At 39.6% G+C, this 15,595-nt stretch carries 14 protein-coding genes; all 14 read right to left on the reverse strand.

Annotated elements, in window-relative coordinates; translation table 11 throughout:
- On the reverse strand, positions 1-204 hold a 204-nt coding region (locus BC008_RS51275; RefSeq protein WP_235595858.1), incomplete at its 3' end, for a hypothetical protein.
- A 169-nt stretch (positions 205-373) separates the two neighbouring features.
- Positions 374-1,144 carry a LemA family protein gene (locus tag BC008_RS11440; protein WP_027844980.1) on the reverse strand — a complete coding sequence of 257 codons (771 nt, stop codon included), beginning with the start codon at positions 1,142-1,144 and terminating at the stop codon, positions 374-376.
- A 54-nt stretch (positions 1,145-1,198) separates the two neighbouring features.
- The gene (locus BC008_RS11445; protein WP_027844979.1) at positions 1,199-2,335 is read right to left on the reverse strand and encodes a TPM domain-containing protein; all 1,137 of its coding nucleotides are present in this window, start codon (positions 2,333-2,335) and stop codon (positions 1,199-1,201) included.
- Positions 2,336-2,820: 485 nt separating this feature from the next.
- The gene (locus tag BC008_RS11450) at positions 2,821-4,161 is read right to left on the reverse strand and encodes a sensor histidine kinase (RefSeq protein ID WP_082650542.1); all 1,341 of its coding nucleotides are present in this window, start codon (positions 4,159-4,161) and stop codon (positions 2,821-2,823) included.
- A 111-nt stretch (positions 4,162-4,272) separates the two neighbouring features.
- Entirely contained in the window at positions 4,273-5,295 is a 1,023-nt protein-coding gene (gene cheB, locus BC008_RS11455; protein WP_027844977.1) for a chemotaxis response regulator protein-glutamate methylesterase, read from the reverse strand.
- Positions 5,296-5,298: 3 nt separating this feature from the next.
- Positions 5,299-7,683 (reverse strand): hybrid sensor histidine kinase/response regulator, encoded by a 2,385-nt coding sequence (locus BC008_RS11460; protein WP_027844976.1) that lies wholly within the window; start codon positions 7,681-7,683, stop codon positions 5,299-5,301.
- A complete protein-coding gene (locus BC008_RS11465; protein WP_027844975.1) occupies positions 7,680-8,387 on the reverse strand; it encodes a chemotaxis protein CheW in 708 nt (235 codons plus the stop codon). The genes BC008_RS11460 and BC008_RS11465 overlap by 4 nt, the downstream gene beginning before the upstream one ends.
- 23 nt (positions 8,388-8,410) lie before the next feature.
- Positions 8,411-10,108 carry a methyl-accepting chemotaxis protein gene (locus BC008_RS11470; protein ID WP_058183551.1) on the reverse strand — a complete coding sequence of 566 codons (1,698 nt, stop codon included), beginning with the start codon at positions 10,106-10,108 and terminating at the stop codon, positions 8,411-8,413.
- 405 nt (positions 10,109-10,513) lie between these two features.
- A complete protein-coding gene (locus BC008_RS11475; protein WP_027844974.1) occupies positions 10,514-11,767 on the reverse strand; it encodes a CheR family methyltransferase in 1,254 nt (417 codons plus the stop codon).
- 16 nt (positions 11,768-11,783) lie between these two features.
- Positions 11,784-12,362 carry a chemotaxis protein CheW gene (locus tag BC008_RS11480; RefSeq protein WP_235595859.1) on the reverse strand — a complete coding sequence of 193 codons (579 nt, stop codon included), beginning with the start codon at positions 12,360-12,362 and terminating at the stop codon, positions 11,784-11,786.
- A gap of 102 nt (positions 12,363-12,464) precedes the next feature.
- The gene (locus BC008_RS49430) at positions 12,465-12,635 is read right to left on the reverse strand and encodes a hypothetical protein (protein WP_161938107.1); all 171 of its coding nucleotides are present in this window, start codon (positions 12,633-12,635) and stop codon (positions 12,465-12,467) included.
- Between the two features lie 171 nt (positions 12,636-12,806).
- Positions 12,807-13,229, reverse strand: coding sequence for a hypothetical protein (locus tag BC008_RS11485; RefSeq protein ID WP_058183552.1), 423 nt, complete (start codon positions 13,227-13,229; stop codon positions 12,807-12,809).
- Between the two features lie 468 nt (positions 13,230-13,697).
- Positions 13,698-14,441 carry a pentapeptide repeat-containing protein gene (locus BC008_RS11490; protein ID WP_058183553.1) on the reverse strand — a complete coding sequence of 248 codons (744 nt, stop codon included), beginning with the start codon at positions 14,439-14,441 and terminating at the stop codon, positions 13,698-13,700.
- Between the two features lie 153 nt (positions 14,442-14,594).
- On the reverse strand, positions 14,595-15,224 hold the full coding sequence (locus tag BC008_RS11495; protein ID WP_027846919.1) for a hypothetical protein: 630 nt from the start codon (positions 15,222-15,224) through the stop codon (positions 14,595-14,597).
- Positions 15,225-15,595 lie beyond the last annotated feature (371 nt).

The following is a 15,595-nucleotide window of genomic DNA, read 5'->3' on the forward strand; positions in this document are numbered from 1 at the left end:
AACAACTCGAGAATTTTGGAACACTGCGAGAAGCCATGGAGCATGTCTTGACTTTAGCGTCCTAGCTAACCTGGCGGTTGCTATAATATCTGATTTTTCTTCAAAATCATTTAGGATTACTATAGTCAGCGAGGAACGTAGCCAAAATGGTTTTAGAATTTCTAATTCTTCACAAGAAGGTGTAGTGTTAGTGCAAATATACATTTTATGTAACAGCTTAAAGTTTTATCGGAGAATAATCAGATTAGATTGTAACTATTTTGACCATTATTTTCTTTAGTAGTGCAATAAAGGGACGTTTAGAAATTACTGGTATTATTTTTTGTAAATCACTCAAACCCAAGCACTTCACCAAAAGCTAACAAGAACCTTATTATTTTGTGATTTGGGGAACATGGGAAGTAGTAGCCCGGAAAAAGGATTGTTTTTCAAATCCTAAAGCCTTGGCGATAAGAGAGTTAGGGAATCCCTGAATTTTCTGATTATAGTTTTGCACGCTTCGGTTGTAGCGCATTCGTTCTACGGCTAAGCGATTTTCTGTACCTGCTAGCTCGTACTGAAGATTGACGAACAATTGAGAAGATTGTAATTGTGGATTGGTAGAAACCAAATTACGAAAACGTCCAATGGCTTGATTGACTTGTACCATGGCGGTAGCTTTTTCTGAGGAAGTAACTGCCTGCAAATAAGCCTCGCGGGATTGAACCAGTAGAGATATTAGTTCTTTTTCATGTTGTGCATAGGTTTGGGTTACGCTGACGAGATTGGGAATCAGATCTGTGCGCCGTTGTAGTTGATTTTCCACTTGCGCCCAAGCTGCTTCAGTTTTTAAGGCTGCACCAGAGAGAGAATTGTAAGTCCAGACGTTCCACAGCGCGATCGCCACTAGTAAAACTGCACTAATCTTCAGCAGCATTTGGCGATGTTTGATTGCTTGTCTGTGCTGCTCTATCTTGTGCTGATGCTGCGCCCGAATATCTTTAATTGCTTGCTCGATAAACCGAGCAGGAATTCCCGCTTCTGTTGCTGCTTCTACCAATTCTGAATCGGAATAGCTTTTTTCTTGTTCAGCATAATACCGAGAGGCTAACTCTAAAACCTCTGGAGCAATATCAGAAGGAATACGAATCTCTTGGTTAATCATGGCTAAATAGAACTAATCTTAAGACACTGACTCATACAAATAGCTTCAAGGCGATTACCAATCACCACCAGCACCACCACCGCCACTGCTACCACCCCCGAATCCACCGCCACTGCTACCACTCCAAGAACTGTTACCAGGAGGTAAGCGAGGAATCGTTTCTTTACCCTGTCGAGAATAGTTACAACAGTGGCACTTGTCAGTTATCAGGCTTTGTCCTGAACTGTAATGCGTAGCCTGCTCGAGAATCTTCTTGGTCCAAGTAACTGTCAATTCATTACATTTAGGACATTGCTTAAATTGAGGTGAGGAAGAAACATAGGTAATAAAATGGAATCTCTCATCATCTTGGCTACATTTGGGACATCTCCAGCCCTGAAATCTAAGACTACCAAGGTCTTGCGCTATTTTCTCTGGTTGACTTAGCATTGACTGAACTTTGGCGTTGTCTACTTTTTTCATCTTCTGCTGACAATCAGCACAGAAAAAAATTCGACTACCACCACTTAGACGAGAACGTCCAATCGGTTTAATCCTAACTCTACGACTCATCAGGATAACGGCAGTTCCGATCGCAAGTGCTAAGATACCTCCAGCTAGTAAAAACCCAGTAGCAGGAATATTTTGACTAGGTTTATCGCTGACGGAGGATGTTCGATCACTTCCTAAAGCAATAACCAGTGCTTTTGTTCCAGCTAAAGTACCCCCATCAAAGTCACCTTGTTTAAATTGTGGTTTGATCTTCGTGTCGATAATTTTCCCTACTTTGGCATCGGGTAAAATCCCTTCCACGCCATAGCCAGTTTCAATTTCTACTCGGCGATCGCCTACTGAAATTAAAAACAGCACTCCGTTATCCTGTTCTTTTTTGCCAATTCCCCAATAATTAAATAACTCTGTTGTAAATTCCTTAGGTGAGGCAGCAGGAGCAGTTTCTGCCACTGTTACCACTGCTATTTCTGTGCCATTTTTCGCCTCTAATTCCTCAATCATCTGATTCAATTGGGCTTCTGTGGAATCTGTAAGAATCTCTGCCATATCTGTTACCCAAGCGCCATACACTTCTTGCCTGGGATTAGGAACTTCTTGAACAGTCAAAGCCTCACTTTTAAGGGGGAAAAGGAAAACAGCAAGACACAACGAACTAGCCAAAAGAGTGCTTTCGAGTTTTTTTAGTAAATTGATTTTCATGGTTTCAGTCTCCAGTCTGAAACTGCAAGTTCCGCTTGAACAAAGGTTCATACAGACAGGAAGTAGGAAGAAGGACTTCCCCCCTCATTTCTTAGACCTTACGAAGAAAAAACTTTAGGGGCTGTTAAAGACCCTCTTATTTATATTTTCGCTTTAGTTCCAGAAGCAGTAAGAAAAAACACACAAAAATAAACCACTGAGGAAATGTACGATTAAAAGTCTATTTGCTCATAACTTTAGTGTAATAAAAAATACTTATGCCTAAATTTATCTAGATATTACGTAAAAAGGTAATTATCTCACTCTTGTATTTAAAGTTACCATAATACCAAAGGTAATAAATTGATTTAATAAAGTTATAAATAAGTAATTAGAGAAAATGAATAATATTGGTATCACAAGAAAGTAAAGGAAATATCACATCTTCAATTAAGTAATGGTGACAATTTGACAAACAGAAAGTCAATCGACACCCCTATTGCCTATCATCGAACATTATTGAGTGTGATGGGGATTTCAATTATAAATTCTGTTCCATACCCAGATTCAGATTTTACCTCAATCTTACCCCGATGTTTTTTAATAATTTGATAACTAATGGTTAATCCTAACCCCGTTCCTTGATTGACGGGCTTAGTTGTAAAGAAAGGATCGAAGATTTTGCCCTTAATTTCTGCATTCATTCCGCAGCCATTGTCTTGGATTCTTATATTTACTTTTTGATCGTCAGTTTTTATAGTTTTAATTATAATTATTTTTTCAGTTTGTTCTGGATTGTCTAATAAAACATCAATGGCATTGCTAATAATATTCATAAATACTTGATTGAGTTTTGCTGGATAGCATTCAATTAAAGGTAAATCTCCATATTCTTTAATAATTTTAATTCCAGATTTGAGACGGGGACTCAAAATTAAAAGTGTACTTTCAATGCCATCATCAATACTCACAAGTTTCTTGTCAGCTTCATCTAATCGAGAAAAATTACGCAAAGACTTAACAATATCGCGAATGCGTTCGGTTCCCAATTTCATTGAAGAAACTATTTTAGATAAATCCTCAATAATAAAATCAAAGTTAATGTTTTCAGCCTCTTCTTGAATTACAGGGGTTGGCTGTGGATATTCTTGTTGATAGAGTTTGATTAAATTTAATATAGATTCAACATGGTTATGTAAGTGATTTAAATTCCCATGAATAAAATTCACAGGGTTATTAACTTCATGTGCTACTCCTGCAACCATCCGTTTCAAACTTGACATTTTCTCGGTTTGAATTAGTTGGACTTGGAGTTGGGCTGTAGCGGCTGCTTGATTAAGTGCTTTAAAGTTATTGTATGCCCTGGAGTGGTAGCGGATACGGGCAATTAACTCAACTGCATCGGGTAACTTAATTAGGTAGTCATTTGCTCCGTCGGTGAATGTTCGCGCTTTTAGTTTTGCTTCTTCTTTGTTGGATAACATAATTATGGGAACATCACAAGTGGCAGGATGAGAGCGAAACCAACGCAGCAGCATCAATCCATCTACTTCTGGCATTACCATATCGAGAAGGATGACTGTGGGAGCAAGTGCGATCGCCCTCTGAATTGCTTGGGTAGGATCGCTGATGTAGTTAAAAGCAATATCTGTTTCGGTTTCTAGAATGCGACGGACTGCTTCGCCAATGAATGGTTGATCGTCAATCAGCACAACTGTGACTAGATTTGTGTGAGAAGTTTCTATAATGGGGTTTTCTAATGGTTTTTTTTGCAGGGATTGTGAGTCAATACTATGATTTGAGACAGTCACTTCTGCCGGATGGGAGACTGCTTTTGATTGGAACATGATCAAGCATCTCCTAATATTGATTTGGGATATTTTTTGAATGAGCAAGTATTTGGTACGAGCTTCTAGAGTTAGGGATTGCATGTCATTGGATTGTTTATCTGCTATTGGTTAAGGGGTAAATTGGGAATGTCTGATAATTTGAGAGGCGATGGCCTCAATAGATAGAACCTCCACAGCGGCTTCTAACTCAACTGCTGCTTTGGGCATACCATAAACAATGGAAGTCTCCTGATTTTGAGCAATTGTATGCCAACCTCTTGAGCGCATTTGCTTTAAGCCTGCGGCTCCATCTCGCCCCATACCTGTAAGTAGCACCCCAACCCCTTCTCCCCACCAATAGCTAGCCAAGCTTTGAAAGAAAACATCAATGGATGGACGGTAGACACAATCAAGTGGTTGGTTCTCATAAGCCAGACTCAAGTCAGGACAGATTACCAGATGATGATTTGTGCCTGCAACCAGAACCTTACCAGGCTCTAACAAACAGCCTGGTGTGGCAAGCTGCACGGGTATGGAAACTTGCTGGTTTAACCAATTAGCAAAGCCAAGAGCAAACTCCGCATCAATATGCTGGATAATCACCACAGCAGCATTAGCATCTCTGGGAAATTGGGAGAGAATAGTTGTCAACGCCTGGGGACCGCCAGTAGAAGCTCCGATGGCGATTAGTGGTGGAAGTCGTTTCCCTTGGTGAGAATTTGCAGGTGGTGTGGTGAGTTGCGAACGCTGGCGAGATGATTTACCAATCAGCCTGGCAATGGTAGCAATTTTATTTAGCAACCCCGTACTACCATCCTTCTGTTGACCGGACAATATTGGGGTATTTACGGCATCCAAAGCTCCATAACCCATTGCTTCAAAAACCTTGGCTGCGTATTTATTAATGCTAGCAGTAACCATGAGAATGGCACAGGGAGACTGTTTCATGATTTGCCGAGTAGCTTCAACTCCGTCCATTCTCGGCATCACCACATCCATCAAAATCAAGTCAGGAGTATCCAAAGCACAGTTGCTTACTGCTTCCACACCATCGTAGGCAACCCACGATAACTCACAGTCTGATATATTTACTACGATGCGCCTCAGAACTTCTACTACCATGAAGGTATCGTTAACAATGGCAATTCTCACAGTTTACGCCTCGCCAACTAGGTCAATTACGGCTTCCATGAGGGTGTCATCATGAAAGCTACTTTTAGTTAGGTAGTAATCAGCACCCACTTTTAGTCCTTGTAAGCGGTCTTCTTCACGGTCTTTGTAGGAAACAATAATCACGGGTATATGCTTTAATTCGCTATGGGTTTTAATATAGCTGGTCAGTTGAAAACCATTCATGCGGGGCATATCAATATCTGTAATTACCAAGTTGTAATTACCACTACGGACTGCATTCCAGCCATCTATGCCGTTTACCGCCACATCTACTTGATAGCCATTATTTTCCAAGAGTTTGCGCTCCATTTCGCGTACGGTAATGGAGTCATCGACTACTAGGACATGCTTGTATGTTTTGTTAGCATTCTGCTGGGTAGACTGATTTAGTTGACTAATTTGCCCGCTCGCCAGCACCTTAGCAATAGAACGCACGAGATCCTCCACATCTACAATTATTACTGGAGACCCATCTTCCAGGAGAGCAGCAGCACTAATGTTAGGTACTTTCCCCAGACGGGGATCTAATGGTCTGACAACTAAACTGTACTCACCAAGAAATCTATCTACTATCAACCCATAATGGCTGGAGTGATTATTCATCTCAACCCGGAAATTTGGGTTTGCTTCCTGAAGCTGAGTATTCCTCCTAGCTTGGGAATGACTGCTAGAGCGATCGCTGATGACGATGACTGGTAGTAATTCCGAATTTTCGGCAGGTGACGGTAAATCCAATACTTGATGCCCTGATATTAATAAGACTGGACAATCATCCAGTATAAAAAAATGCTGATTTTCTGATAACAAGATATCGGACTTAGACAGCATTACCACCCTTTCAATCCGCGATATAGCAAAAGCATAGGGTTCTCCGGAAATTTCCACCAGCAAGGTTCTAATTACGGATAAAGTTAGGGGTAATTGCAAGGAAAATGTGATTCCATGTTCGGGTTTAGAAACTGCCCGCAGACTACCGCCAATCTCTCGCAGAGTATTGTAAGCTACATCTAATCCCACCCCACGACCGGAGATTTCCGTAACAGTTGTCGCTGTTGAAAATCCGGGCAAAAAGAGAAACTGCATCAACTCTGCTTCCGTGAGATGAGTAGCCATTTTTTTATTGGTTAGTTGTTTTCTTACAACTTCTTGACGCAAAAACTCTAAATCTATGCCTCTACCATCATCTGTAACGGTAATCAACAACATTCCAGCGTGATGGGTAACTTCCAGGGAAATATTTCCGGCTTCCGGTTTCCCTACAGCTAGACGTTCCTGGGGAGATTCTATTCCATGATCTATGGCATTTCGCAAAATATGGGTAAGGGGAGCCTTCAGCCGTTCTAAGATATCTCGGTCTATCAGAGTGGACTTACCCACAATTTCTAAATTCACCCGTTTACCCAATTGTCTGGCTAAATCCCGCACCAAACGGGGAAATTCCAAGCCAGCATCAGTAAAGGGACGCATATGAGTAGTGATCGCTTGTCGATACAAACGTTCAGCCAAGTTAGCACAACGCTGGGAAAAAATTTCCAGTTCGTTATGGCGATCACTCAATATCTGGCGACATTCATTAGCTGTTTGATGAGCCACACTTAACTGTTCCTGAATCTGCTGATCCAAGTGGCTGTTCCTCAGCAAATCCTGTAAATTCTCTAACAGACTGAATAAATCCGTCTGACGGTGTTTTAATTCCAGCAAAGAATCAGCAAATGGTTCTAACCATTTTGCCTCTACTAAAGACTCCCCCGCTAAACCCATCAAGCGATTGAGATTATCAGCACCAACTCGGACTACGCGGTTTTGGGTGATAGTTGGTTGTTCTGGAGGTGGGGATTGGGAGAGTGGGGGAATGGGAAATTCTAATTTTTTTTGTCCCCGTGTCCACACATCCTCATTTCCTACTTCTTCATTCCCCAAATTGGAGGGCATCTGCGTTTTAACGCGGCAAGGCGAACTCATCCGCGCGTTCTCAGCAATCGCTTTCACCAAGGATGTGATTCTCTCATCTTCAGCAAATTGTACTTCCGGTTGATTCACACAATCATCCGCAATTTGCAAGAGTATATCTACTGCTTGCAATAACACATCAACATGAGCCGCATTTAAGGTAATTGTTCCCTCCTGAACTGCAACGAAGTAGTCTTCCATGACGTGAGCGAGGGAAACAGCAGCATCCACTTGGACAATTTTTGCAGCTCCCTTAATAGAATGGGCTGCTCGCATCAAAGCCGTCAATTCTTCAGTTGGTTCGGGTTTATTTTCCAGTGCCAACAGATTATTATTCAACAGGGCAACTTGGGTTTTTACTTCCATGTTGAATAATTCCAGCAAGGAGAGATTAGTTAAATTTGTCTCTGAACTCATGGCAATACCTTTTTCGCCAGGGTTGTAAATAATAGTTCATCATCCAAATAGCTCACAATGCGCGAATGCCAGTGGAAGAATCCCTTGCTATAAGTTTGGTTTGCTCGCGCCATGTTTTTGGGAGGATCTCGTAATTCATTGTGATGAAATCGTTGTATTCCGTAAATTTCATCCACCGCAAACACCCAAGTGTTACCAGTATTTTCCATCACTAGCATCCGTGGATACACCACTGCATTGATTGATTGAGGAGTAATATCAGTAACTTGGAGATTTAATAGGTGGCTTAACGAGATACACAAATGCAATTCCCCTCGGATATTCACCAATCCCCGCAGGATTTGATTGCTGCGATGGGGTATGGTATGAACTACACTGGGCGGAGTTGTTTCTTGGAAAACCTGAACGGCAAGTGCCAGCCATTCCTGTTGCAAACGAAAAATCATCACCGTCAGGGTTTCGGTAGTAGGTAAGGTGTTGGAGTCGATATGCTTCCCTACCCCCGTTTGGGCAAATAATTCCGTCCACTCATGGCGATAATTTTCAAAAGGGGAACGCTCTAGTAAATCCCGTCCCGCACTAGAGTGTACGGGGCAATTCCGACAGTGGATATGTGTAGATAATTCCGGACAAGAGTGATCGCCCGTAACGCCAATTACGTTCCAGCAATGTTCAATATTTGATGGGGCATTGATGGTGCTCATATTTACAAATCACGAATCAAAAATTACGCTATCCCTGGTGAAATTGTTTGATTACTTTCAGTGTAATGGGGTGTAAAATCTTCTGTCTTCAACTTAAAGCGGGAAATTTCTTGGCTCAGTCCTTGGGAGACTTGATTCAGTTGGGCGATGGCATGATTAATATCCCGTAGGGAATCTGCTGTTTGCATCGAGGTATTGCTTAGTTGGCTCATTGCTTCACTAATTTGCTGCGCTCCCTGGGACTGGGTTTCCATACCTTGGTTAACCTCTTCAAATCGCGGTGTTAACTGTTGTACCTGTTCGATAATTTGTGTGGTTTGAGTACTGATGCGGGCAACATCTTCCACACTCTGTCCCACCTCGGTAGCAAATTTATCCATCTCCATTACTCCTGTGGACACTGAAGACTGCATCTGCTTGACCATTTGCTCAATATCTAGAGTGGCAACTGCGGTTTGGTCTGCCAGTCGGCGAATTTCTCGAGCAACCACAGCAAATCCCAAGCCATATTCTCCGGCTTTTTCTGCTTCAATAGCGGCATTTAAAGATAGCAAATTGGTTTGGTCTGCCACCTTAGTAATGGTGACAACAATATTATTAATATTGTTTGCTTTTTCGCTAATAACCCCCAGTCTGGCAGCAATGGAGTTGGTAGCTTCTGTCAGCTGCTGCATGGTTGTTTCCATCTGCAATAAGTCTTTTTGGTTCTCAGTAGCTGCTTTTGCCGTCATTTGGGACATTTCTGCGACTTCCTCCATTGTTTTTACCAGTTGTGTGGAGGTGGCAGAGATTTCCTTGGCAGCAGCAGCAACTTCGTTAGTGGCAGCTACTTGTTCGGTGATGGTTGCTTCTAATTGTTTACCAGAAGCCGCTATCTGGGTGCTAGAAGAGGTGACTTGAATACCTGACCGTTGTACCTTGTAAATGAGCATGTTTAGACTGTGGCTCATATTTTTGAGTGCAGTCATGAACTTACCAATCACATCATTTGAGTAGACATCCAACTTATTTGTTAAATCACCCGCAGCAATTTTCTCTGTAAAATTAAACGCGCTTTGTAAGGAAAGATTTAAAGAGTGGTTGAGTACAACAATAATCAAAAATGATACGATAATTGCAACAATAATTATGCACACAAGACTTGCCCAATAAATAAAGTTGGCAACATTTTGGATTTGTTCGGCTTTCTTTTTTCGCTGCTCTAGTAATTGTTTTTCTATTTGCAGCATTTCATCAATTCTTTGCCTGATTTCATTCATAATATTTTTGCCTTTATCAGAAAGTATTAAAGACAAAGTTTCTTGTTCTTTTCCTGCTTTTTTCAAAGCGATTGTTTCTGCTAGTTCCTCAAATTTTTTATCGGCAAGGGCTTCTATCTTACTCAGTCTATTTACTTGTTCGGGATTATCACTGATTTTTTCTTTAGATGTTTTGATAACTTCCGAAATGTCTTCTTTCGCCTGAATATAAGGTTCTAAATATCTTTCTCTATTTGTAATTATAAATCCCCTTTGACCTGTTTCTGCATCAATCAAAATCTTTTTTATACTTATTAAACTTGCTGTAACATTATTAGTATGTATAATCCAATCATTGGCTTTTGAGAGAGAATCATTCAGTGACTTAGATACAAAATTGGTAATTCCTGTGAGGACAATAATTATTCCAAAACCACCCAGGACTAGCTGGTTAATTTTTGTTGTTTGCGTTCCTTGTTTCATATGCTTATTCTAGTGTTTAAATTTATTTTGTAAGACTTATATTTTATTTTTTAATATGTAGTATCTAGACATACCTAAAGTGATGGAATAGATTTGATTGTGGTGCGGGTTAGAAGCCCATCCCACAAGAATTTCACACATTTTTTAGCTGTGCGACAACAGTGGGGTGTATTAGCGATAGCGTCAGGAACCAAACTCTGACGAATGATGCCTAATGTATATTTATAATTCCCAAAAAAATGAATAATATCTACAATTTTATTTGACCTCACGGGGTAACAAGCACCCCGTGAGGTATTTGACTTTATCTAAAGTTAACTAATTTAACGTGAGTTTGATGGTAATCGAAGCCTGAAAAGTTTGATGCATAGGTATTTGAAAAGCAAGAACACTTTACTTAACCTCTCACCTTTTCTTCAGGAGTCGCCGTATTCGCTGCCAGAGCAAAGTTGCACTTCCCACATCCCCCTGATTTTCTCTCAGTAATGCTAGATGTGTTAGTGCTTCTTCACAATTAGGTTGCAGGTAAATTGCTTTTTGTAAAGACTGTGCTGCTTGCTCATTGTTACCCATGCCTTGCTGTACCTCACCAAGTAGAACATATGCCTCAGCACTGACGGGATTTTGGCTAATATAGTCATTGCATAGTTGTGCTGCCTCATGCAAATGACCTTGATTTGCTAAAGTTTTGCTTGTTTCGAGCAAGTTAGCCTGAGAATTTGCTGATGGCTTTTCAGTATTTTTAGTGATAATGTCTTGTTTTTTATACTGTGTTACTTGTAAAAAAGGAGTTTTGTTTGTAGTTCGTTTTCCTGGGTGAGTTGAGGTGGGTTTTTTCGTAGTTTTTGCGTGATCGCTCCTTTGTACTCTAGACTTACGATAGGCAAAGACTCTGGGATGACGAACTGGGATAAACCGAGTATTGAGAAACAACCCAGTTTCAGCATGGCTCAGAAATAGCAAGCCATCTTTGGTAAGCAATCTTTCCAGAATTCGCATTGTACGTTTCTTGGTGGCGGCATCGAAGTAGATCAACAAGTTGCGACAAAAGATGACATCATAGGGCGATACGCCAACCAAAAAATAAGGATCTGCTAAGTTCCCATGCATAAAATTAACCATGCCCCTCACCTGTTGGCATAGTTGATATCCTGCCTCTGTTCCTTGAAAATAGCGCTCTTGAAAGGAGGGAGGATTACCACGAAATGAGTAATTGTGATAAATGCCCCGTTGGGCAGCTAATAAGTTGTTTTTACTAATATCAACGGCATCAATATGAATGTTTGCAGCAGCTAATCCTGCCTCTAAAAGAGCAATCACAATCGAATAGGGTTCTTCTCCTGTAGAACAGGGAATACTGAGAACCCGCAATACGCCCTGAGATTGAGTTGGCAACCACTCAGATATTACGTAACCCTTGAGAAAATTAAACGATTCTCGCTCTCGAAAAAACCAGGTTTCTGGAACAATCACACCTTCAACTAGTGCCTCCCATTCCTGGTTAGATTCCTGCAACCTCTGTAAATAACTTTCTATCTCTAGAATTCCACAATCTGCCATCCGTTGAGCGATCGCTCTTGCAACTATGCCAGAATTAATTGAATTTACATCTAAACCTATCTTGCTTTTCAGTAAAACTTCGATGAGAGATTGTGTCATTTACATTTAAAAGTTTTTATTTAGCTTGGGGTAAAAAATGCATTCGCTCAACTTTTGACAACAAACAATCTAAATCTATACACTGAATCGTATCTTGGTCGTCTACAATCATCTTACCCAAGTAGGCAGCTGCATCTATCTGGATATTTGGATCGATCAATTCAGCGTCAGACTTGCGTAAAGTTTCTACAACCCGTTCTGCCATCAAACCAAAAACATGGGAAGTTGCTGATTCTGAAGAATTGTCACCTTCATCATTGTTGTAATTAGTTAGGATAATGCGAGTACTCAAATGTTCACAGCAGGGTTTACCCCGTATTAACTGGCATAAGTCAATAACTGGAACTATTCGTCCCCGGTAGTTAAAAACACCAGCAATGTATTCAGGTGTGTGGGGAAGGGTTTCTAAGATAACGAGGGGAAGCACTTCTACAACTTGCTGGCTTTCTAAGGCATAACGTTTATCATCGATATTTAGTAATAAAAATAACATTTGCTGTCCTCCATGAATATCCACATCTGTTACTAGTTCAACCAGAATTCGGGTTAAGACAAAAGCTAAAAACCTTATTCTTTGAAAAACAAAGCCGTCCACTACGGACGGCTTTTTTAGTGAACGCAGGAAACTCGAGGTAATTGGATTCTGCAAGATTATAGGTACTTACGATATGTCTTAAACTTTGTAATTATATCTGGATTAGAGTTGTGCTTCTACTTTCACTCTAACCACACCTCCGTTATATGTTCCAGTAGCAATAGCATTTGTGAGATCGAATGTAAAGTCAGCACCACCAACTAAAGGTTGAATTGCTGTTGGAGATCCACTAGGTTCAGTAGGTGTAACAGCAGTAGGGAAAAACCTGGACAAAACTGCCAGCCCTTGCCACGAGCGGGGTCGGGTTAGTTTGTACTATTAGATTACTCATGCTACAGCCCCCGCAGAATGACGCGCGGCTAGCGCCACGAACGTGGCAGCCCCAACCAACAATTTATCGGCTAAAACATATAACTGATAAGGGCTGGCAGTTTTGTCTATATTTTATGTAGCAGTAATTAGTGCAGTAGATGTACCATCTGCAGTGTTTGTTAATGTATCTTGAGTTGCTTCAATACTTACATTTACCGTTGTACCGCTATTAGCCCAAACAGCATAGAGTTCTTTAACTTGTTTTTGTACTGCTGATAATTCAATTCCATCAACAAGAGATGGTCTTGGGGTCAAAGTAATGCTAGTATTGCCATCAGTTGTAGTATTAGTTGAATCAAAATCTTTATCGTTTGCTCCTAGGTCTCCTTGAGTAATATCTAAACTGATATTCTCAAAAGTCCGCAAGAACATTGTTGGTTGAATAGTGATTTCAACATTGACCTCTTGCTCTACTGCATTTGCAGGTACAGCTGTAATAATGCTACCAACCGCACTTAAACCAGCAGCAATAATGGCTAAAAATTTGGTTTTCATTAAAATTGTCCTTCAGTTTTGTGGTGTAAATGTTGGAAGTTTGATTAACTTTCTTTTTCCCAATCTTCAAAACTAATTGGATTATGCTAATTAATTTTTGTTTTTAGATTTCCTCGTAATCCCGAGAGTCGAGGGTCGGATTATTTTTGCAAATAATGAGATTTCTTACAATGCAAATATAAATTCATAATTAAGCACTGTTATGAATTTACTTAGAAATCAAGATAAAAAGTATCAGAAAATACATATACTTAGGACTTGCGCATCGTACAAACTTACTACTCTAAATGAACAGAAATACCTTGTTTCAGACTTATTGTCAATAATTCTATAATTGATGTATGATTGCATCGATTTTTGCCATTGTGGCCTACTATCTTGTAGCGCCTTACAGATACCCTTGCCACTTACGTCTAAGTTTTAAGTGAAGATTATACTTTTTATACATTCTTTGAGCGAATTGCTTTCTTAAAGGGGAACCAGAACTCGGTCGTGGTCAGCTGGGCTATCCTCAAAAATTGCTCCGCTTTGAATTAGATAGAGCTTAAGTTCTTCAGAAATTCCTGGGTTATTTGCAAATCTGGCGTTTTCGACCTTAGAAGTTATGAGGTCGGCACCACTGAGATCGGTGCTACTGAGGTATGCACCACTGAGGTTAGCACCATAAAGGTAGGCGTTTGTGAGGTTGGCAGTGCTAAGGTTAACACCATAAAGGTAGGTATCATATAGATAGGCATTTATGAGGTATGCACCACTGAGGTTGGCACCGCTGAGGTTGGTACCGCTGAGGTATGCACCACTGAGGTTAGCACCACTGAGGTTAGCACCACTGAGGGTGGCACCATAAAGGTAAGCACCACTGAAGTCTTGCCCATGAACTCTGTTTTTAAGAATTTTTTTGACTAAAACAGATTTATCATCATCTTCAGTATTTTCTTGATTTGAGGTTTGAATAAATGTAGCTTTCAAGTTGGGATTTTCAGGATTTCTATTTCGTGCAGCATCAATTAAATCTTCAATCCAGTTCTCTTTATAAGCTGTTTTTATTAAATGAAGTACAATATCTTGTATGTTAGTTTCTTTTTGTATTTCATATAGGTTTTTATCTAACTCAAAGTGTAACATTTGCTCAAGAGAAGCTTTGCCAGGAAAAGCATTAATTAAAGCATGTTGTAATTCTTTATATTTTTGATCAGATAAACCAAGATTCATTTTGCAAATAAACCCTAAATAAAAATAGGCAGAGTCACAGAGCTATCTGCCATGTACAAAAAAGAAGAGAAGGGATAACTTTAAATTTATACGATTTTTGCTAGAACAACATTATTCACCTTTGGAGAGTATAAAACTCAAACTCTCTGGTCTTCAAACTTGTTGTTTCTTATTGCCCTTGAAGGTGGAGATTCCAGTAAATCCGCCTAGTGCAAAGATTGCGATTGCAGCTGTGGTTCCGGGCTCTGGAACTGTAACTTTGTTGGTAGAAGATTCTTGGCTACCAAGGTAAGTAGGTTCTCCAGTTTGAGTGTTGGATTGTTGGTTGTGTGAAGTGTTACTATTTGTTTGATTAAGTCCTGGGTCGGGAAGATTAGAAACTTGTGAGTATTGATAAGTTTTATCTGCTCCATTCTTATCAAGATTAGGTAAATCTTGTAAGGAATATCCATCTAAGACGAAATTTAAAGATTTGAAGGTACTAGCTTTCACTTGGTAAGCTAATACTTGAGAATCAGGATATTCTGTTTTCAAGAAATTTGTGGCATCGTAAGATGTTGTACCAGAGACACTATCAATTTTAACTTTAGTAATATCCCCCGAATTATCTTTCATATAGAAAACAATATGGGAAATATCTTGTATTACACCTTTATTGTTTGTTGATTCAGATTCAACTATTAATGCTGCTGCTGAGTTTGCAGCACCAAGAATTGTGGAAAATCCAATTACTGTACCAATTGTGCTGTAAACTAAAACTTTTTTTAATAAATTAGTTATCATTTCAAATCTCTTCTGTTAAGAAGTACTGTTTGGTTTAATAAGCAAAATTTAACAAAATTGTTTTGAAATCGTAAATAGGAGAAATAACTGAGTATTACTATGAAGAATTATTTTTAACTTTAAGATAATTGATAAGAAAAGATGAAGTTAGTCTGTGATAAACAATAATTTCTTTTAACCAGCTTTGTTTTTATCAAATTTAATTTTCATACTAGTTTCTACCATATTAATAACAAAGATAAGTTCAATACTGATTATTTAGTGTATTTATATACTATAAATTGCGAGTTATACCAATTCTCTATGAAGATGCATATAATAATGCTTCATAAAATAGAGCTTCAAGGATAAAATCATAGCTTGTCAAAGAA

Origin of the sequence: Mastigocoleus testarum BC008, from assembly GCF_001456025.1 — a bacterium.
Taxonomy (GTDB): domain Bacteria; phylum Cyanobacteriota; class Cyanobacteriia; order Cyanobacteriales; family Nostocaceae; genus Mastigocoleus; species Mastigocoleus testarum.